An 18696-nucleotide genomic window follows, 5' to 3' on the forward strand; every position below is an offset into this window, starting at 1 on the left:
CGTCACCCCTGGTCCGGGGTCGCTCCGGCGTGCCCGGGGTCGTCGGCGGGGGCCCGGACGGCGGTGAGCAGCAGGATGCCGGTGTCGCCGTACTCGGGCAGGGTGCGGTCCTTGGCGAGCCGGGTGATCTCCAGGCGGGTGGTGAGCGGCCCGAAGACGGCGCGCAGGGCGGGGGCGTCGACGGGGCAGGCGGGCCAGACGGGTCCGGCGCCGATGCGGTAGCTGGGCATGCGCTCCATGAAGGCGGCGACGAGGGTGCCGCCGGGCCGTACGGCGTGGACGAAGGCGGCGCACAGGGCGGCGAACTCGCGGGGGTCCTCGGTGACGCTCTCGGCGACGAAGTTCATCGAGGCGAGGGCGTAGGAGCCGGCCGGGAGGTCGTCGGCGGTGCCGGGGACGACCCGGACGCGGGCGAGCGCGGCCGCGGGGTCCAGCGGGAGACCGGGGTCGAGGGAGCGGCAGAGCCGGTAGAAGGGCAGCCAGCCGGCGTCGGGGCCCCCGTCGAGCTGGGCGCGGAGGTAGCGGACGCTGGCGGCGCTGGGTTCGACGGCGTCGATCCGCCGGGAGGCGGCGCAGGCCAGCATGAGGGGGTAGAGGTTGGGCCCCGCGCCGAGTTCGAGGGTGCGGGACAGGCTGCCGGGGGCGAAGGCGCGGTAGACGGCGGCGTGGTGGCGGATGACGCCGACGTCGCAGGGGTGCAGGTGCCGGTAGTTCTCGGCGAGGTAGGCGGCGACGGGCCAGGCGTTCCAGTCCGCGTCCCGGTTGCGGCGCGGACCGGGGGAGGGCGGCGGACGCGTCGGGGCCGCGGTCATCTCTCCCCCGCCGGGCGGTGCGCGGTGAGGGGTCCGGCGGGCGCCCCGTGTCCCGTCCGCCCGATCGGCGCCGCCGAGCGCAGGGTGAAACGGGCGGCGAGTTCGGTGAGGGCGGCGCAGAGCTGGTCGATCTCCTCGTCGGTGTTGGCGGCGGTGATCTGGACGCGGAAGCCGACCCGGTCGCGCGGGACGAGGGGGTACGAGGCGAGCGTGACGTAGATGCCCTTCTCCCACAGGAAGGCGGCGACGGCGTCGAGGTCGTCGGCGTCCGCGAGCGGGATCTCCACGATGGGCAGCCCGTCGGTGTTGGGGGTGGCGATGCCCAGGCCGTGGACGTGGTCGAGGAGCCGGGCGGTCATGCGGTGCAGTTCGCCCCGGATCCGGTCGCCGCGCGTCTCGTTGACGTCGAGCCCGGCGAGGGTGGTGGCGAGGGAGGCGGTCGGCGAGGGGCCCGAGTACAGGTAGGGGGCGGCGGCGACCTTGAGGTGGTCCTTGAGCCACCTCGGTACGGCGAGGAAGGCGAGCAGCGAGGAGTACGCCTTGGAGAAGCCGCCGACGAGGACGAGGTCGTCGTAGGTCTCGCCGAGGTGGCGGACGATGCTGTTGCCGTGCGAGCCGTAGGGGCTGCTCTCGCCGGGTGTGCGCTCCCCGATGACTCCGAAGCCGTGGGCGTCGTCGACGTACAGCAGGGCGCCGTTCTCGCGGCAGACCCCGGCGAGGGCGCGCAGGTCGGGGAAGTTGCCGGTCATGCTGTTGACGCCGTCCATGCAGACGAGCCGGGGGGCGTCGGCGGGCGCGCCGCGCAGCAGGGCGGCGAGTTCGTCCGGGCGGTCGGCGTGGAAGCGGTGGACCTCGGCGCCCTGGCCGCGGGCGACGACGCAGCCGTCGTAGATCGTCCGGTGGGCCTGGGCCTCGACGAAAACCTGTCCGGTGCCGGCGAGGAGCGGGATCACCGACTGGTGGATGAGGGTGATGGTCGGGAGGAGCAGGGTGTCGGGGGCGCCGAGGAGGTCGGTGAGACGCTCCTCGATGCGGGGGTAGAGGCGCGGGCTGCCGAGGAGCCGGGACCAGCTGGGGTGGGTGCCCCAGCGCCGCACCTGCGGCTCGATGGCGTCCATGATCTCCGGGTCGAGGTCGAAGCCGAGGTAGTTGCAGGAGGCGAAGTCGACGAGCCAGTCCTCGCCGACGCGGATGCGGCGGCCGTCGACCTCGTCGATGACGGCGTCGCACATGCGGCTGGTGCGCTTGAGGTGTTCCAGGTCGCGCCAGCGGGGCTCGCGGCGGGACCGCCGCCCGGCGGCGGCCGCCCGCGGCCCGGGGTGCGGCGGGGGCGCGGGGGGTACGGGGACGGGTCCGGCGGCGCCGAGGGCGGGGCGCGCGCCGGGCCGGGGGGCGCGGTGGAGGTAGGACTCGGTCTGGGGGGCGGTCATGGGGCGGGCGAAGAGGTAGCCCTGGCCGAAGCGGCAGCCCATGTCGGCGAGGAGGGCCCGCTGCTCCTCGTGTTCGATGCCCTCGGCGACGACCTGGAGGCCGAGGACGTCGGCGATGCGGACGATGCCCTCGACCAGCGCGACCTGCTGGGGGTCGGTGGTGATGTCGTCGATGAAGGACTTGTCGACCTTGAGGATGTCGATGGGGAAGTCGCGGAGGTAGCCGAGCGAGGAGAAGCCGGTGCCGAAGTCGTCGATGGCGATGGAGACGCCGAGGTCCTTGAGGGCGGCCATGGTGGTGCGCAGCTGCGCGTCCTGGCGCATGAGCACGGACTCGGTGAGTTCGAGGACGAGCGAGCCGGGTGCGAGGCCGGAGGAGCGCAGGGTGCGGCGGACCTCCTCGACGATGCCGGGGTCGCGGAACTGGCGGGCGGAGACGTTGACGTTGGCGTAGAGCGGGGGGTCCCGGGGGCGTGAGCGCTGCCAGCGGGCGATGTCGAGGGCGGCGTGTTCGAGGACCCAGGCGCCGAGCGGCATGATGTGGCCGCTCTCCTCGGCGAGGGTGATGAACTGGTCGGGCGGGACCATGCCGCGGCGGGCGTGCGGCCAGCGGATGAGCGCTTCGAGACCGGCGGGGGCGCCGCCCGTGGTCTCGACGATCGGCTGGTAGCGCAGGGCGAAGGCGTGGTCGGCGATGGCGGTGTCCATGCCCGCCTGGAGTTCGTGGCGGGCGACGAGCCGGGAGTGGAGCTCGGGGTGGAAGAGCCGCCACCGCTTCTTGCCGGCGGCTTTGGCCGCGTACAGGGCGAGGTCGGCGTGGCCGAGGAGTTCCTCGGCGTGGGCGCTGTCGAGGACGGTGGCGATGCCGACGCTGGTCGACACGGAGACGGCGCCGTCGGTGAGGTGGAAGGGCTGGCTGAGGGTGTGGACGATCTCGGCGGCGAGCGCCTCGGCGTCGCGGGGCTCGCGGGCGCCCTCGATGAGGACGGCGAACTCGTCGCCGCCGAGCCGGGCCGCGGTGTCGGAGAGGCGCAGGACGGAGGTGAGGCGGCGGGCGACGGCGACGAGGAGTTCGTCGCCGACGGAGTGGCCCATGGTGTCGTTGACGACCTTGAAGTCGTCGAGGTCCACGAAGAGCATGCAGGTCAGGGTGGACTCGCGGCGCCCGCGCAGCAGGGCGCGCTCGATCCGCTCCAGGAGCAGGACCCGGTTGGGGAGCCCGGTGAGGGAGTCGTGGAAGGCGCGGTGGGTGAGCTCGCGCTCCAGTTTCCGCTGCTCGGTGACGTCCCGGAGGGTGAGGACGAGGCCGTGGACGGTCCGCTCGTGGCGGAGGTTGCTGCAGCGGACCTCGACCTCCAGGTCGGCGGCCTCGCCGTGCAGGAGCTTCCAGTCGTCGCGGGCGTCGGCGTCGTCGCGGGCGCGGGCGTCGGCGAGGACCCGCAGGGCGGCGGGGGCGTCGGCGGAGGCGATGAGGTCGGTGAGCGGGGTGCCGGGGAGGAGGGAGCGGCCGAACATGTTCTCGGCCGAGGGGCTGGCGTACCGGACGGTGTCGTCGTCGTCGACGATCAGGATGACGTCCGAGGCGTTGTGGACGAGGGTGCGGAAGTAGGCCTCGCTGGTGCGCCGGTTGACCTCCTCGCTGAGCTCGAAGCGTTCCAGGGCGAGGGCCGCCTGGGAGGCGAGGGACTGGGCGGAGCCGGCGATCTCGGAGAGCTTCTTCTCCGTCCCGGCGAGGACGAGGACGCCGAGGAGGGGTTCGCGTCCGGCGGGGGTCTGCAGGTCCAGGGGGCAGAGCAGGGCGTGGTCCTCGGCCGTGACCTCGGCGGCGACGGCCGGTTCGAGCGCGGTGACGGGCAGCAGTCTGCTGCCCTCGGCGAGGGGTTCGGTCCAGGTCGTCGCCCCGCGGGTGAGCACATCGGTGTGGCAGCTCCAGGGGCGGCTCGGGGTGGGTACGGCGGTGACGCCCCCCGCCCGGTCCCGGACGAGGAGCAGCGCGCGCGGCGGGCCCGCGCCGTCGGTGCCGTCCTCGGCGGCGGGGCCGAAGAGGGTCGTGGCGGCGGTCTCCACGGCGCCGGCGACCTCCCGGGGGCTGAGGGCGGCGACGAGGGACGCGGCGGCGACCCGCAGGCCGCGTTCGCGCGCCTCGGACTTGCCGTGGTCGGACATGATGCCCCAGAGCCGCGCCAGGACCAGCAGGAACATCAGGGCGGAGAAGAGCGCGATGACGGCGATGTCCTGGGGCCGGTCGTCGCGGAGCGACTGGAAGAGGAGCAGTCCGGGGGCGACGAGCGAGGCTCCGGCGAGGAGCGCGAGCCGGCGCTCGGCGATGCGCGGGGTGGGCTCCGGCGCGCGTTCGGTGAGGCCGGTCATCGAGGGGTGGAGGGCGGCCAGGCCCCAGGCGGTGAAGAAGACGACCCATCCGAGGTCCCAGGCGGTGCCGACCTGCCAGGTGCCCCGGATCTGGAGGATCCCGTAGATGACGTCGGAGGCGAGGAGCCCGCACGTGCCGAGGGTGAGGAGCTGGACGGAGCGGGAGCGCAGGCCGCCGGGGACGAGGAGCCGGGCGAGCATGGCGAGGATCAGCACGTCGCCCAGGGGATAGGCGATGGAGATCGCCTTCTCGGTCCAGGTCATGTCGTCGGACCGGGCGAGCGGGGTGATGAGGTACACCCAGGAGAGCAGCGCGAGGCCCGAGGTGAGGATGAGGGCGTCGAGGACGACGGCGAGGTCGCGGCCGGCGGCACGGTAACGGATGAAGCCGAGCAGGCCGAGGGCGAAGAGCGGGTAGGTGGCCAGGTAGAGGGCGTCGGCGACGGACGGGAACGGCCGGACCTGCCCGAAGAAGCCCTCCAGGACGTTGTAGGCGGTGTCGCCGCTCACGAAGGTGAGGTTGGCGGCGGCGAGGACGTACCAGGGCCAGCGGCGGGTGGGGCGGTGGAGCCGTACGCCGATGAGGATGGCGGCGACGCCGCCGAGGCCGATCAGCGCCCAGAGGATGGTGTGGCGCTCCGGAAAGCGGAGGTACGCGGCGGTGAGCAGCGTCACGGCGAGGAGGTAGGCAAGGGTCCAGGTGCGCAGTGGCCGGGTCGCGGCGAGCGACCTGAACGGCTGGCGCAGCGGCATGGTCGACCGCCCTCTTGCCGGGTCGGACGCCGGGGGCAGCGCCCTGATCACGGAAACGAACCCCGTACGCAGTCCATTGTCGAGGGCCCGTGGAGGGGGTGCATCTCGGCGCGGGAGGCCGCGCGGGCCCCGTCGGCGGGGGTCGTCGGGGGGCCCGGCACGGTGTGCGCCCCGGACGCGCCGTCAGGAGGAGGCGCGGACCACGAGTTCCGTCGGCAGCATGCGGCGGGGCTGCTCGTCGGGGCCGCTCGGCGCGGCGATCTCCTGGAGGAGGATCCGGGCCATGGCGCGACCCATCTCCTCGATGGGCTGGCGGACGCTGGTGAGCGGCGGGTCCATGAGCCGGGCGACGGCGGAGTCGTCGACGCCGACCAGGGCGACGTCCTCGGGGACGCGGCGGCCCGCCTCGCGCAGCACCGCGCGGGCTCCGGCGGCCATGACGTCGGAGGCGGCGAAGACCGCGTCGAGGTCGGGGCGGCGCTCCAGGAGGGCGCGCATGGCGCGGCGCCCGCCCTCCTCGGTGTAGTCGCCGGTGGCGACGAGCGCCTCGTCGGCGGTGAGCCCGGCCTCGGCGAGGCCCTCGCGGTAGCCGGCCAGTCGGCAGCGGGCGCCGTACATGTCGAGGGGGCCGGTGATGGTGGCGACGGCGCGGCGTCCGCGGGCGGCGAGATGGGCGACGGCGGTGCGCCCGGCGCCGGTGTTGTCGGAGTCCACGAAGGCGACGCTCTCGTCCTCGGTGCGGCGGCCGTTGAGGACGGCGGGCAGTCCGAGGGCGCGGACCTGGTCGGGCAGCGGGTCGTCGCCGTGCACCGAGACGAGGAGGACGCCGTCGACGCGCTGCGCGGCGAGGTACTGCTCGAAGCGCTGCCGCTCCTGGTCGCTGCGGATCAGGGTGAGGAGCAACTGCTTGTCGGCGTCGGCGAGTTCGCTGCTGACCCCGCGGATGATGTCGAGGAAGTACGGCTCGGCGAAGAGCCGGGCCTCGGTCTCGGGGATCACCAGGGCGACGGCGTCGGTGCGGCTGCCGGCGAGGGCGCGGGCGGCCCGGTTGGGGACGTAGCCGAGTTCGGCGACGGCCCGCTCGACGGCGGCCTTGGCCTGTTCGCTCACCTTCGGGGAGCCGTTGATGACCCGGGAGACCGTGCCGCGGCCGACCCCGGCCCGCGCCGCGACCTCCTCCAGGGTGGGCCTGCCGGTCTGCCGTCCGCCGCTCACCGCCATGTACCGGTTCTCCCCTCGGGCCGCCGCCCCGCCTGCGTGTGCGGCGAACTTATCAGGCGGGCGGTGGCGCGTCCCGGGGCCGCGTGACGCCCGCCGGGGGGCACTCGGCCAACGGTTCGGCACCGTCCGCGACCGCTCCGATCCGCTCCGTATTCCCGCAGGTCAAACAGGACTTATGTGCATTTGACACTCTTTCGGCGTACCGTCGTGATGATCCCCCCAGTCCCCGACGCCCCGGGAGAGCGCGTGCCCCGCCCCCTGACGACCGCCCCTGCCCCGACGCCCCGCGAGGGGCGCCGTCCGCGTCGCCGTCCCCTGCGGACGGCGGCGATTGCGACGGGTGTGGTCGCCGCCGCGGCGGGCGGTCTCTACGTCGCGGGCCTCGCGGCCACCGGGGACGACATATCCGCCGGCACCCGGGTCGCCGGGATAGACATCGGCGGCATGAGCCGCGCGGAGGCGAGCGCCAAGCTGGCCGCCGAGGCCCCGGCCGAGTGGAGCGCGCCGATACCCGTGACCGTCGGAGACCGCGCATCGGCGGTCGATCCGGCCTCCGCCGGGCTGACCGTCGACACCGTGGAGACCGCGGAGCGCGCCGCCGACCCGTCCCGGGACCCGGTCACCGTCATCGGGCGGCTCTTCTCCTCCGGCGAGCGGGACGTCGCACCGGTCCTGGCCCACGACGACACCAAGACCCGGGCGGTCGTGGCCGCACTGGCCGGGAAGAACGACCGCGCGGTCCGCGAGGGCTCCGTCGCCTTCCGCGACGGCAGGGCCGTCGCCGTGCAGCCCGTGACCGGCCAGAAGCTCGACACCACGCGCGCCGCCGAGAAGCTGCGCGCCTCCTACCCCGCCGCGCCCGGCGCGTCGGCCGTCGCGCTGCCCGTGACGGTGACCCGGCCGCACCTGGCGTCCGCCGAGATCACGCGCTTCCTCGACGCGTACGCGAAGCCCGCCGTCGCCGCGCCCGTCACGCTGACCCTCGGCCAGGAGCGGCTGAGGATCGCCCCGGAGACGCTCGCCGACCACCTGACCGTGAAGGACGAGAACGGCCGCCTGACGGGCGGCCTCGACGCCGAGGGACTGCTGCGCGACCCGGACGTGGCGCGCCCGCTGTCGGCGATGACGGGCGCGCCCGTCGAGGCCACGCTCGGCGTGCGGGACGGCAAGGTGGTCGTCGAGTCGGAGGGCCGCCCGGGCCGCGAGGTGACGGCGAAGGCGCTCGGGGACGCCGTGCGCCCGCTGCTCACCGGCTCCGGCGCCACGGCCCGTACAGGCCCGGTCGCCACCACGGTCACGCAGCCGGAGATCACCTCGGCCTCGCTCGCGGACCTCGGGATCACCGAGCAGATGTCGACGTTCACGGTCGACTTCCCCACCGCCCCCTACCGGACGACGAACATCGGGCGGGCCGTGGAGCTGATCAACGGCTCGGTCGTGCGGCCGGGCGCGGTGTGGAGCTTCAACGAGACCGTCGGCGAGCGCACCGAGGAGAACGGCTTCGTCGACGGCACCATGATCCTCGACGGCCAGTACCGCTCGGCGCCGGGCGGCGGTGTCTCCGCCGTGGCGACCACCGTCTTCAACGCGCTCTTCTTCGCCGGGGTGAAGCCCGTCGAGTACGGCGCCCACTCCTTCTACATCGAGCGCTACCCGGCCGGCCGGGAGGCCACCGTCGCCTGGGGTTCGCTGGACCTGAAGTTCCGCAACGACTCCGGCAAGCCCATCTACATCCAGGCGAGCTCGACGGACTCCTCGGTCACGGTCAGCTTCCTCGGCACGAAGAAGTACGACTCCGTGGAGGCGGTGGCGGGTCCGCGCACGAACCTCACCGAGCCGAAGAAGCGCGAGGGCACGGGCGAGGACTGCGTCGCGCAGCCGCCCCTGGAGGGCTTCGACATCTCGGTGGACCGGGTCTTCAAGAACGGTGGCGCCGAGGTCAAGCGAGAGACCTTCAAGACCCACTACACGCCGCGGGACGAGGTCGTCTGCGAGGCGAAGCCCGCCGAGTGACGCCTCCCGGAAAGCCCGCCGGGTGACGCCTCCCGGGGAGGCCCCCCGGCGGGGCGCCCGGCCCGGCCGGGCCGCGGTCGCCGGCCCGGCCACCGGGAGGCAGTGGGCGGAAGGGTGTCTTCCCCCACGGCACGGGCATCACTGGGGAGCACGGCCCGTGCCCGCTCCGGGGCGGGCCGGGCCCTCAGGTCCGCCGCCCCCACCCCGCCGGAGGCACGCCGTGGCAGAGCGCAGCGACCCCTTCGAGCGGCTCCTCGGCGAGGGCGTGCGGGCGGGCGTCTGCCCCGGTGCCGCCTGGGCCGTGGGGGACGCCCGCACCACCCTGTCGGCCGGGGCCGTCGGGCTCCTCGATCCGGCGCGCCCGGCGGAGCCGATGCGTCCCGACACCGTCTTCGACGTGGCGAGCCTCACCAAGATCCTCGCCGTCTGGGCCGTCGTCGGCACCCTGGTCGACGCCGGAAAACTCGACCTGACGGCCCCGCTCGGCACCTACTGGCCCGAGGTCTCGGGCCGCCCCGTCGCCGACGCCACCGCGCTCCACCTGCTCACCCACACCGCGGGGCTGCCGCTGCGGGCCAATCTGCGGCACCTGTACGGCTCCGATCCGCAGGACGTCCGCGACGGCGTCCTCGCCGAGGCGCTGCGGCACCGGCCGGGGGCCGCCGTCGCGTACACCGACCGGGCGGCGCTGATCCTCGGCTGGCTCGCCGAGCACCTCACGGGCCTGCCGTTGCCCCGGCTCGCCGAGGAGCGGATCTGGACCCCGCTCGGCATGACGGAGACCCGCTACGGGCCGCTGCCTCCGGCGGTCGTGGAGCGCTGCGCCCCGACCGAGTACGACGAGGAGAGCGGCGCGCACCTGAAGGGCACCGTCCACGACTTCTCGGCCCGGCTGCTCGGCGGGGCCTGCGGGATCGCGGGCGTCTTCACCACCACCGCCGACGTCGGCCGGTTCCTGCGGCGGATGCTCGACCCGGCACGAGGGCGGCCGTCCCCGGCTCGGCCGACGTACGGACACCGCCCCACGCGCGGTCCCCGCACGGGCGGGCGGCGGCCGAGCCGCCCCGGTGGGACGCGCGACCCGGGCCGCTGTCGGCCGCGTGGACCGCGGCGTCGCTGCGGGTCAGGACGGGCGCGCTCGACCCGCCGCGGGGGCTGTTCTGGCACCCGGCGCCCGGCACCGGCCCGGCCGACGACGTCTGGGCCCACTTCGGCTTCACCGGCACCGCCCTGTGGGTCTCCCCGGCCCGCGGCCGCTGGGCCGTCCTGCTCACGAACCGGCTCCACACGACCCGGGACCCGGGCCCGCTCGCCCGGGTGCGGGACGCCTTCCGCGCGGACGCCTTCCGCCCCGACGCGTACCCCTTGCCCGGCCCCGGCGCGGTCGCCTGAGGGCGGCGCGCGGGATTCGGCCGTCTTTTCGGTCATCGCCGAGGAGGGGCCGGAGCGCCGGGAACGCCCGGAGCGCCGCCTCGCCGCCGTGGGGGAACGACGCGCGGTGCAGGTGGGGCGGTCGGGGCGCCGGAGAACCGTGGTGCGGCCCCGCAGGATCCCCGGAGAGTGATCCTTCGCACGAAGATTCGCTCCCCCTTGATGGAGCCGAGGACCCGGGGGTTAGCATATGAGCGCCGCCTAGCTCGAAAGATAAACTTGTGACTGTCAATGACGACTCGTTCACCAGCTGGAAGAACCGCGAGGAGATCGCGGAGTCGATGATCCCGATCATCGGGAAGCTGCACCGGGAGCAGGACGTCACCGTCCTCCTCCACAGCCGCTCCCTGGTGAACAAGTCGGTGGTCAGCATCCTCAAGACCCACCGGTTCGCCCGCCAGATCGCCGGCGAGGAGCTCTCGGTCACCGAGACGCTGCCCTTCCTGCAGGCGCTCACCACCCTCGACCTGGGCCCCTCCCAGATCGACATCGGCATGCTCGCCGCGACGTACAAGACGGACGACCGCGGCCTGTCGGTGGCGGAGTTCACCGCCGACGCCGTCGCCGGTGCCACGGGTGAGAACAAGATCGAGCGCCGTGACGGCCGCGACGTCGTGCTGTACGGCTTCGGCCGCATCGGCCGCCTCGTCGCCCGCCTCCTCATCGAGAAGGCCGGTTCGGGCAACGGCCTGCGCCTGCGCGCCATCGTCGTGCGCGGCGGCGGCGAGGCCGACCTCGTGAAGCGCGCCTCGCTGCTGCGCCGGGACTCCATCCACGGCCAGTTCCAGGGCACGATCACGGTCGACGTGGCGAGCAGCACGATCGTCGCCAACGGCAACACCATCAAGGTGATCTACGCCAACGACCCCTCCGAGATCGACTACACGGCGTACGGCATCGAGAACGCCATCCTGATCGACAACACGGGCAAGTGGCGGGACCGTGCGGGCCTCTCCACGCACCTGCGCCCCGGCATCGACAAGGTCGTCCTGACCGCGCCCGCCAAGGGCGACGTGCCCAACATCGTGCACGGCGTCAACCACGACACGATCAAGCCGGACGAGCAGATCCTGTCCTGCGCCTCCTGCACCACCAACGCGATCGTCCCGCCGCTCAAGGCGATGGACGACGAGTACGGCGTGCTGCGCGGTCACGTGGAGACCGTCCACTCGTTCACGAACGACCAGAACCTGCTGGACAACTACCACAAGGCCGACCGCCGCGGCCGCTCCGCGCCGCTCAACATGGTGATCACCGAGACCGGCGCCGCCTCGGCCGTCGCCAAGGCGCTGCCGGAGCTCAAGGCCCCGATCACCGGCAGCTCGATCCGCGTCCCCGTCCCGGACGTCTCGATCGCCATCCTGAGCCTGCGCCTGGGCCGCGAGACCACCCGCGAGGAGGTCCTGGAGTACCTGCGCAACGTCTCCCTGACCTCGCCGCTGAAGCGTCAGATCGACTTCACCACGGCCCCCGACGCCGTCTCGATGGACTTCGTCGGCTCGCGCCACGCGTCGACCGTCGACGCCGGCGCGACCAAGGTCGACGGCGACAACGCGATCCTCTACCTCTGGTACGACAACGAGTTCGGCTACTCGTGCCAGGTCATCCGGGTCGTCCAGCACGTCTCCGGCGTGGAGTACCCGACCTTCCCGGCTCCGGCGGTCTGATCTCCCCTGTGCGACGGCGGTGCGCCGCACTCCCTCCGTGGGGTGCGGCGCACCGCCGTTCGCGGCGCCGTTCGCGGGCGGGGGCCAGCGGCGGAAACCGCCCGTCGTCGCCCCGCGTCCCACCCCCCATGGAGACGTTCACGCCGTTCATCCACGGGATACGCCAGCTCCTGCGGTTCACCGTGCTGGAGGCGCGCTGCTGCGCCTTCGCCGTCGCGCTGATCGGCGGCATCGCCGCCTCGCGCCTGCTGCCCGACGGCCTGCCGGTCGCCCGCTACGACCTGCTCCTCGTGTACGGCGTCGGGCTCACCGTACTGGCCTGGCGGCTCGGCTGGGACAGCGGCCGGGATCTCGCCGTGATCGCCGGCTGCCATGCCATCGGGCTGGTCTTCGAGCTCGTCAAGGTGCGGATGGGCTCCTGGAGCTATCCGGAGGCGGCGTGGACCAAGGTCGGCGGCGTGCCGCTGTACGGCGGTTTCCTCTACGCGGCCGTCGGCAGTTACGTCTGCCGGGCCTGGCACCTGTTCGACCTGCGGCTCACCGGCTACCGGCCCCGGGCGATGGCCCTCCTCGCCGGGGCCGTCTACCTGAACTTCTTCAGCCACCACTGGCTGCCCGACGCCCGCTGGGCCCTCGCCGCCCTGCTCCTCGCGGCGACGGCGGGCACCTGGGTGCGGTTCCGCGTCGGGGCGCGGGACCACCGCATGCCGCTCGCCCTGTCCTTCGTCCTGATCGGCTTCTTCCTCTGGATCGCCGAGAACGCGGCCACCTACGTGGGCGCCTGGAGCTACCCGCACCAGCTGGACGGCTGGGAGCCGGTCTCCCCCGCCAAGTTCGGCGCGTGGGCACTGCTGATCTCGGTCACGTTCGTCCTCGCGGCCGCCGCCATCACCGCGCGGGCACCGGCGCCCGGCCTCAGGAGGGCGTGACCCCCCTTCGGGCCGCCGAGGGAAGCGGGAGACGCCTCCGGTCCCGGCGCTACTCCTCTCGCTCCAGGTCGGCCTTCGCCCGTACCTCGTCGAGTTCGGACTGCGCGTGGGCGTACAGGTCGTGCACGAAGCGCCGCGCGTCCTCGCGCCGGATGCCGTCGGCGAGCCCGAGCAGCCGCTCGGTCCAGTCGGCGTGCGGGTCGCCCTGACCCGTCTGGGCCTCGTCCGTCATGACAGCCTCCCTGCCGTGGGCGTGCCGGGGCGCCCGCGGCCGGGTCGGTCGCGGGAAGGGCCCGCCCGGCACCATGCTCGAACGGCCGGCCGGTCCCCGCAATCCGGGCGCGCGGGAGGGACCTGTCCACGGTGGCGGAGGCGGGCGCCCGGCCTCGACGACGTGGCCGACGCCGTACCCCGTAGGCTCCACCATGATCGTTCCCGTATCCGTCGCACCGCCCCAGGAGAGTGAGTGTCCATGTCGACCGGCATCGAGGTCCGTCCCCCACGCGCCGAGGACTTCCCCCAGTGGCACGCCCTCTACCGGGGGTACGCGGAGTTCTACGAGGTCGAGCAGACCGAGGAGGCCGCCGGGCGCGTCTGGTCCTGGGTGAACGATCCGGGCCACGAGGTCGAGGCGCTGGTCGCCGCCGACGCGGACGGCCGGCTCGTCGGCCTCGCGCACTACCGGCCGTTCGCCCGCCCGCTCTCCGCGACCGTCGGCTGTTTCCTCGACGACCTGTTCGTCGACCCGGCGAGCCGTGGCACGGGGGCGGCCGACCTGCTGCTCGCCGCGCTGCGCGGAATCGCCGACGAGCGGGGCTGGAGCGTGGTCCGCTGGATCACCGCGGACGACAACTACCGGGCCCGCGCCAAGTACGACCAGGTGGCGAAGCGCACGATGTGGATCACGTACGACATGGCGCCCGGCGTCTGACGGGCCGTCCGTACGGTCCGTCCCGTCCCTCGGGACGTCGGCTGGACGGGAGCCGCACCGAGCTGAAAGCCTCGGCGGCCGAGGACCGTACGAGGAGGGGCTCATGAACACCGCCGACGAGGGACGGCAGCAGCTGGACGAGGTGAGCGTGCTCACCGCGAAGAGGACGCTCCTCCAGCTCCTCGAACGGACGGGGGTCTACTCGGGCGACACGGAGGAGCTGATCGGCCTGATCGAGGCCGGCGCCCTCGCCCTCGCCCACCGGGAGCTCTCCGCCCTGACGACGCCGCCCGCCGACGCGGACGCCGACGCGGACGCCGACGCGGACGCGCGGGCCGGGGAGGATCCGTACGGCTCGGGGTGGCGGGACGGCGCACGGTCGGTCGTCGATGCCCTCGCCGTCCTCGCCGAGGGGTCGCTCCGGCGGGCCGTCGGCTCCGCCCCGTCCGCCGACGCCCCGGAGGAGATCACGCCGGTGGGCCGGATGGAGATGGAGCGGGCGAAGGTGACGGTGCTGCCGCTCTACCTCTCCTTCACGCCGGTCTCCGACCTCGACCCGGAGGTCTCCGAGCAGGTGCTCACGGCGGTGCTCGGCACCATGGGCCCCCGGCAGCGCGCCGGGTACGCCGGGCGGCTCTCCGCGTACGTCACGGCCCACCGCGCCCGCCTGGAGCGGCTGTTCGCGCAGTACGGCCCGGGCAGCCCGATCGCCATCCACGGCCGCTACTCGCTGCTGCACTCCCCCACGAGCGTCGCCGTCCTGGAACGGCTCGCGGCCGCGCCCTCGGCGCTGCGCGAGGAGTGGGACGCCGCCGAACTGCCGCCGGCGTGGCTGGACGGCCTCACGACGGCCTGGGACGCCTCGGCCCCGGCCGCCGCATGAGGCGGGGCCTCACCGGCCCAGGCGGGCGTCCAGCCACTGGAGGATCTCGGGGGTCACGGGGTCGGTGATGTCCGCGAACTCCCCGTGCTTCTTCAGGAACTTGGCGACGTACGGGCAGACCGGGACGATCCGCTTCCCGGCGGCGCGGACGTCGGTCAGGGCGCCCTGGACGAGGATCGACGCCAGGCCCCGGCCCGCGTAGGCGTCGTCGACCTCGGTGTGGAAAAAGACCCGCTGCCCGTCGCGGTCCCGGTACGCCGTCAGCCCGGCGCGCTGCCCGTCGACGAGGATCTCGTAGCGGTGGCGGGCGTCGACGTGCTCGACGACGGGGGCGGTGGTCTGCTCGGTCATGGTGTGCCTTTCGACGTCGGACGCGCGGCTGCGGAGCCCCTCTCCCCCTGGTCACGGGCCCGGGGGCTCCCGCCACAACCTACCGCGCGGTCCGCCGCGCCCGCCGGGGCCGGCGGTTCCGGGCGGCCGTCCCGCCCTTCGGCACGGGACCCGCCGCCCACCAGGCCGCCAGCCAGGCCGTCTCCTTGGCCGCGTCCATCAGGTACGTCGCGGGGATGCGCCGACGCGGCACGTAGACCAGGTCGACCGCGAGGAACGTCAGGGCCGTGCCGATGCCGACGCGGCGGGCGTGCCGGACGCCCTCGTCGTCCGCACCCGCCAGCAGCATGCTGATGCCCGCCGAGGCCAGCAGGCCGCCGCTCGTCTTCTGGAGCCATCGGTCGGCCTTGGGACCGTAGATCCACTCGAAGGTCCGCAGCGAGATCAGCGGCCAGGCGCCGCCGACGAGGTTGAAGAGCCCTTGGGCCCGGGCCACTGTCACAGGACGGGGCATGACCGCCTCCTTCGTGTCGTCCCCCCGTGCCCGAGCGGATGCCCCGGACGGGCCCGCCCACACGATCGGGCGCCCGGGTCGGCACGACCGGGACGGGTCGAGCGGGACGGGTCGAGCGGCGCTGCCGGGGTAGGCGACGGAGGCGAGCACGCCCACGCGCCACAGGAGCACCGGAGACCGACGTGAACCACCTGGACCGCATCGCCTTCCGCGCGGCACGGGCCGTCGCCCGCCGCCGCGGCGCCCGGCCCGCCCTGCACCCGCAGGGCGCCGTCCTCGCGGGACGTCTCGTCGTCCCCGAGCACCCGGCCCCCTGGGGCGTGCCCTGGCTCGACCGCCCGGCCGCGTACCGGGTGACCGCCCGGTGGTCGCGGGCCGCCGGTCTGCCGCGCCCGCTGCCCGACGGCCTCGGTCTCGCCCTGCGGGTGGAGGACGCGGGCGGACCGGGCCGGCCCCTGGAACTGCTGCTCACCACCAGCGCGGGCCGTGGCCGGTGCACCCGGCACCTGCCCTTCCCGCGCGGCTCGGCGACGGCCGGCCCGTACTCCACGCTCGTGGGGTACGTCGTCGGCGGGCGGCGCGGCGTGGTGGCCGCGTTCCCGGAGCCGGGGGCCGGGCGCGTCCCCGCGGACCCCGGCGCCGTACGGGCGGCGGCGGCCGGGCGCCCGCTCGCCTTCGACCTCCGTTTCGGGGCGGGCGCCGAGTGGCGGCCCCTGGCGCGGCTCACGCTGCTGCGCGAGGAGCCCTCCCCCGGCCGACGCGCCTTCGACCCGTACGAGCACCCGCTGCCGGGCTTCCGGCCCGTCGACCGCCTGCGGGCCGTGCGCGTCGCCGCCTACGCGGGGTCACGGGCGGGCCGGTCCGAGAAATGACCCGCGCCCGTGAATCGGTGGTGCGATTCCGGGCAGCGGCCTGAACGAAGGGACGGAGGAACGACCATGTCCAACCCACAGCAGCCCGAGGCCCGACGGAGCGGTCGGGGTGCGGCAACGCCACAGGAGAGCCAGGAGCTCAAGTCCCGTGCCGCGCGCGAGGAGACCACCAAGGGACACCCGCACGGCACCGACAAGGGCGGTAAGGGCGGCGGCGAGGGCGGCGCCGTCCCGCCGGAGCAACGCCCGGACCATCCGTGACCCGCTGACCGCGCCTTCGACGGAGGGAAGCCCGTGCTTCCCTGCGTCGCACGCGCGCCCGGGGCCGCGGGGAGCCGTCAGCCCTGCTCGCGCAGGCCCCACGGCGACCCGTACGCGGTGAGGAGGTCCAGGAAGGGGCGCGGCGGCAGGGCCTCGGGGCCGAGGACGCCCTTGCCGTGCCAGGCGCCGGTGGCCAGGAGTTCGAGGGCGACCACCGGGTTGACGGCGGTCTGCCAGACGACGGCCTGGGAGCCGTACTCCCGCATCGACCACTCGTTGTCGACCACGTGGTACAGGTACACCTCGCGCGGGGCGCCGTCCTTGGTCCCCTTCACCCAGGTGCCGGCGCACGTCTTGCCGGTCATCCGGTCGCCGAGGGTCGCCGGGTCCGGCAGACAGGCGGCGACGACGTCGCGCGGCGAGACCCGCACGGGCCCGTCCGCGCCGGGCACGGTGACCTCGGCGGTCGAGTCGAGGCCCAGCTCGTGGAGCGTCTTCAGCTTGGCGATGAAGTCGTCCCCGAGGCCGTACTTGAAGGTGACGCGGCGCGCGTCCACCCAGCGCGGCACGAGCAGCACCTCCTCGTGCTCGACGTTGACGCACTCGACGGGCCCGATGCCCTCGGGGAAGTCGAAGACCTCGGGCTCGCTGAAGGGCGCCGTGGTGAACCAGCCGCGCTCCCTCTCGTACACGACGGGCGGGTTGAGGCACTCCTCGATGGTCGTCCAGATGTTGAAGGAGGGCGCGAAGCCGTAACCCTCGACGGTCAGGTCGGCGCCGTCGCGGACGCCTATCTCCTCGATCTCGTCGAAGAGCTCGTCGGCGGCGTACCGGGCGAAGACGTCGGACAGGCCGGGCTCGACGCCCATGCCCACCAGGGCCAGTCGGCCGGTGTCCTCCCAGCGCCCGGCGAGCGCGAACTGCTCGTCGCCGAGCTTCACCCCGCACTCCTCGTACGGGCGGGCGGCGTGCGGCACCGACAGGGACATCGCCATGTCCAGGTAGTGCGTTCCGGCCGCCAGGGCCGCCCGGAAGAGGGGCATGACGAACCGGGGGTCGGTGGCGTTGAGGAGCACGTCGCACCGGTGTGCCACGAGCGCTTCGCGGACGGCCTCCTCGTCGGAGGCGTCCAGGCACAGCGCGCCGAACCGGTCGCCGTCCTCGCCGAGCGCGGCGACGGCGGCCCGCGCCCGGGCGAGGTCGTGGTCGGCGACGACCATGTGGGTGAGGAAGTCCCTGCGGGCCGCGATGCGGGTGACGGCGGTTCCGACACCGCCCGCGCCCATGAGGAGTACGCGCACGTCTGACACCTTCCTGCCGGGAGGCGGGGCGCCTCCGGGGGAGACCGATGCAACGGGAGGCGGCACGGTAAGGTCAACCGTGTTGGCATAAGGCGTACCGCGTGCAGGCACACAGGCGTGCGGGCGTACGGCCCCGGAGCGGGGCCGTCGGTCGTGGGACGGGGACAGGGGGCGAGGGCGGCGTGGCGAAGAAAGTGGTGCCGGAGGCGGCGCGTCGACGGCGGCGGCCCACGCGCGGCGGCACAGTGCTGTCGGAGCGGCTCATCGTGGACGCGGCGCTGCGCGTCCTGCGGGAGCACGGCAGCACGGGGCTCACGGTCCGGCGCCTCGGCACCGCGCTCGGCGCCGACCCCAGCACCCTGTACCGGTACTTCGCGGGCATGGACGACCTGACCCGCGCCGTCGGGGACGAGCTGATGGGGCGGGCGCTCGCCGACTGGGAGCCCACCGGGGACTGGCGGGTCGACTTGCGGGCGCTCGGTCTGGCGGTCCACGCCTCGTACCTGGCGCACCCGCAGGCGGCCGTGCTCACCGCGAGCCGGGTCACGGGCCGGCCGCGCGAGATCGCGGTGGACGAGACGATCCTGGGCATCCTGCGCGGTGCCGGTCTGCCCGATCCGGCGGCCGTGCGCACGTACCACGCGTTCATCGACCAGAGCCTCGCCTTCGCGGCGCTGGACGCGGGTTCGCTCGCGCTGACGGCCGACGCCCGGCGGGAGGACGAGGAGATGTGGCGGACGACGTACGCACGGCTGCCCGCGCGGACGCATCCGAACATCGCCGCCACGGCGCCCCTGCTCGTGCGGCGCATGCCGCACAGCGCCTATCCGGCGGTCCTGGAGATGCTCCTCGATCACACGGCGGCCCAGCTGGCGGCGGTGGCCGGGCCACCGGCGCCCGCCGCCCGCGGCGGCGGCTCCGGCCCCACGCGCGCCGCCGGGCGGGGCCGGGGGGGGGCGGCGCGGGCGCGCCGGGGCG

Annotated in this window: 15 protein-coding genes and 1 pseudogene; 9 read left to right on the forward strand and 7 right to left on the reverse strand. The window is 74.4% G+C overall.

What is annotated here, in order from left to right; genetic code table 11:
• Window positions 1–2 precede the first annotated feature (2 nt).
• The 3 genes from ACWDVG_RS22185 to ACWDVG_RS22195 all read right to left on the reverse strand — a co-directional run bounded on the left by ACWDVG_RS22185 (window position 3) and on the right by ACWDVG_RS22195 (window position 6586).
• Window positions 3–812 (reverse strand): class I SAM-dependent methyltransferase, encoded by an 810-nt coding sequence (locus ACWDVG_RS22185; protein WP_451701075.1) that lies wholly within the window; start codon window positions 810–812, stop codon window positions 3–5.
• Window positions 809–5365 (reverse strand): aminotransferase class I/II-fold pyridoxal phosphate-dependent enzyme, encoded by a 4557-nt coding sequence (locus ACWDVG_RS22190; protein WP_451701076.1) that lies wholly within the window; start codon window positions 5363–5365, stop codon window positions 809–811. The genes ACWDVG_RS22185 and ACWDVG_RS22190 overlap by 4 nt, the downstream gene beginning before the upstream one ends.
• A gap of 183 nt (window positions 5366–5548) precedes the next feature.
• Entirely contained in the window at window positions 5549–6586 is a 1038-nt protein-coding gene (locus ACWDVG_RS22195; RefSeq protein ID WP_451701077.1) for a LacI family DNA-binding transcriptional regulator, read from the reverse strand.
• A 246-nt stretch (window positions 6587–6832) separates the two neighbouring features.
• Here ACWDVG_RS22195 and ACWDVG_RS22200 point away from each other — a divergent pair, with 246 nt between their 5' ends.
• From ACWDVG_RS22200 to ACWDVG_RS22215, 4 genes and pseudogenes are all read left to right on the forward strand, one after another.
• Window positions 6833–8599 (forward strand): VanW family protein, encoded by a 1767-nt coding sequence (locus ACWDVG_RS22200; RefSeq protein ID WP_451701078.1) that lies wholly within the window; start codon window positions 6833–6835, stop codon window positions 8597–8599.
• A 220-nt stretch (window positions 8600–8819) separates the two neighbouring features.
• Window positions 8820–9991 (forward strand): annotated as a pseudogene (locus tag ACWDVG_RS22205) (serine hydrolase domain-containing protein).
• A 260-nt stretch (window positions 9992–10251) separates the two neighbouring features.
• Window positions 10252–11697: a glyceraldehyde-3-phosphate dehydrogenase gene (locus tag ACWDVG_RS22210; protein ID WP_451701079.1), complete on the forward strand. Its 1446-nt coding sequence runs from the start codon at window positions 10252–10254 to the stop codon at window positions 11695–11697.
• 128 nt (window positions 11698–11825) lie between these two features.
• A complete protein-coding gene (locus ACWDVG_RS22215) occupies window positions 11826–12626 on the forward strand; it encodes a DUF817 domain-containing protein (RefSeq protein WP_451701081.1) in 801 nt (266 codons plus the stop codon).
• Between the two features lie 49 nt (window positions 12627–12675).
• Here ACWDVG_RS22215 and ACWDVG_RS22220 read toward each other — a convergent pair whose 3' ends face one another.
• Window positions 12676–12858, reverse strand: coding sequence for a hypothetical protein (locus tag ACWDVG_RS22220; protein ID WP_451701082.1), 183 nt, complete (start codon window positions 12856–12858; stop codon window positions 12676–12678).
• A gap of 240 nt (window positions 12859–13098) precedes the next feature.
• Here ACWDVG_RS22220 and ACWDVG_RS22225 point away from each other — a divergent pair, with 240 nt between their 5' ends.
• The gene (locus ACWDVG_RS22225) at window positions 13099–13557 is read left to right on the forward strand and encodes an N-acetyltransferase family protein (protein WP_451701084.1); all 459 of its coding nucleotides are present in this window, start codon (window positions 13099–13101) and stop codon (window positions 13555–13557) included.
• A gap of 103 nt (window positions 13558–13660) precedes the next feature.
• Entirely contained in the window at window positions 13661–14440 is a 780-nt protein-coding gene (locus ACWDVG_RS22230) for a hypothetical protein (protein WP_451701085.1), read from the forward strand.
• 9 nt (window positions 14441–14449) lie between these two features.
• Here ACWDVG_RS22230 and ACWDVG_RS22235 read toward each other — a convergent pair whose 3' ends face one another.
• On the reverse strand, window positions 14450–14791 hold the full coding sequence (locus ACWDVG_RS22235) for a GNAT family N-acetyltransferase (RefSeq protein ID WP_451701086.1): 342 nt from the start codon (window positions 14789–14791) through the stop codon (window positions 14450–14452).
• Between the two features lie 79 nt (window positions 14792–14870).
• Entirely contained in the window at window positions 14871–15284 is a 414-nt protein-coding gene (locus ACWDVG_RS22240; protein WP_451701087.1) for a hypothetical protein, read from the reverse strand.
• A 182-nt stretch (window positions 15285–15466) separates the two neighbouring features.
• Between ACWDVG_RS22240 and ACWDVG_RS22245 the strand changes: the two genes are divergently transcribed.
• Together ACWDVG_RS22245 and ACWDVG_RS22250 are read left to right on the forward strand one after the other, a co-directional pair.
• Window positions 15467–16156 carry a phosphodiesterase gene (locus ACWDVG_RS22245; RefSeq protein WP_451701088.1) on the forward strand — a complete coding sequence of 230 codons (690 nt, stop codon included), beginning with the start codon at window positions 15467–15469 and terminating at the stop codon, window positions 16154–16156.
• Window positions 16157–16222: 66 nt separating this feature from the next.
• On the forward strand, window positions 16223–16417 hold the full coding sequence (locus ACWDVG_RS22250; RefSeq protein WP_451701089.1) for a hypothetical protein: 195 nt from the start codon (window positions 16223–16225) through the stop codon (window positions 16415–16417).
• A 77-nt stretch (window positions 16418–16494) separates the two neighbouring features.
• On the opposite strand, the gene ACWDVG_RS22255 is transcribed toward ACWDVG_RS22250, so the two are convergent.
• Window positions 16495–17718 (reverse strand): saccharopine dehydrogenase family protein, encoded by a 1224-nt coding sequence (locus ACWDVG_RS22255; protein ID WP_451701090.1) that lies wholly within the window; start codon window positions 17716–17718, stop codon window positions 16495–16497.
• 182 nt (window positions 17719–17900) lie between these two features.
• On the opposite strand from ACWDVG_RS22255, the gene ACWDVG_RS22260 reads away from it, so the two are divergent.
• On the forward strand, window positions 17901–18696 hold a 796-nt coding region (locus ACWDVG_RS22260), incomplete at its 3' end, for a TetR/AcrR family transcriptional regulator (RefSeq protein ID WP_451701092.1).

This window comes from Streptomyces sp. NPDC003327 (assembly GCF_053589515.1).

Coding starts and splice junctions, on each gene's coding strand:
- ACWDVG_RS22250 (WP_451701089.1), top strand. CDS start 16,223: ATGTCCAACCCACAGCAGCCCGAGGCCCGACGGAGCGGTCGGGGTGCG.
- ACWDVG_RS22225 (WP_451701084.1), top strand. CDS start 13,099: ATGTCGACCGGCATCGAGGTCCGTCCCCCACGCGCCGAGGACTTCCCC.
- ACWDVG_RS22235 (WP_451701086.1), bottom strand. CDS start 14,791: ATGACCGAGCAGACCACCGCCCCCGTCGTCGAGCACGTCGACGCCCGC.
- ACWDVG_RS22220 (WP_451701082.1), bottom strand. CDS start 12,858: ATGACGGACGAGGCCCAGACGGGTCAGGGCGACCCGCACGCCGACTGG.
- ACWDVG_RS22190 (WP_451701076.1), bottom strand. CDS start 5,365: ATGCCGCTGCGCCAGCCGTTCAGGTCGCTCGCCGCGACCCGGCCACTG.
- ACWDVG_RS22230 (WP_451701085.1), top strand. CDS start 13,661: ATGAACACCGCCGACGAGGGACGGCAGCAGCTGGACGAGGTGAGCGTG.
- ACWDVG_RS22215 (WP_451701081.1), top strand. CDS start 11,826: ATGGAGACGTTCACGCCGTTCATCCACGGGATACGCCAGCTCCTGCGG.
- ACWDVG_RS22240 (WP_451701087.1), bottom strand. CDS start 15,284: ATGCCCCGTCCTGTGACAGTGGCCCGGGCCCAAGGGCTCTTCAACCTC.
- ACWDVG_RS22185 (WP_451701075.1), bottom strand. CDS start 812: ATGACCGCGGCCCCGACGCGTCCGCCGCCCTCCCCCGGTCCGCGCCGC.
- ACWDVG_RS22195 (WP_451701077.1), bottom strand. CDS start 6,586: ATGGCGGTGAGCGGCGGACGGCAGACCGGCAGGCCCACCCTGGAGGAG.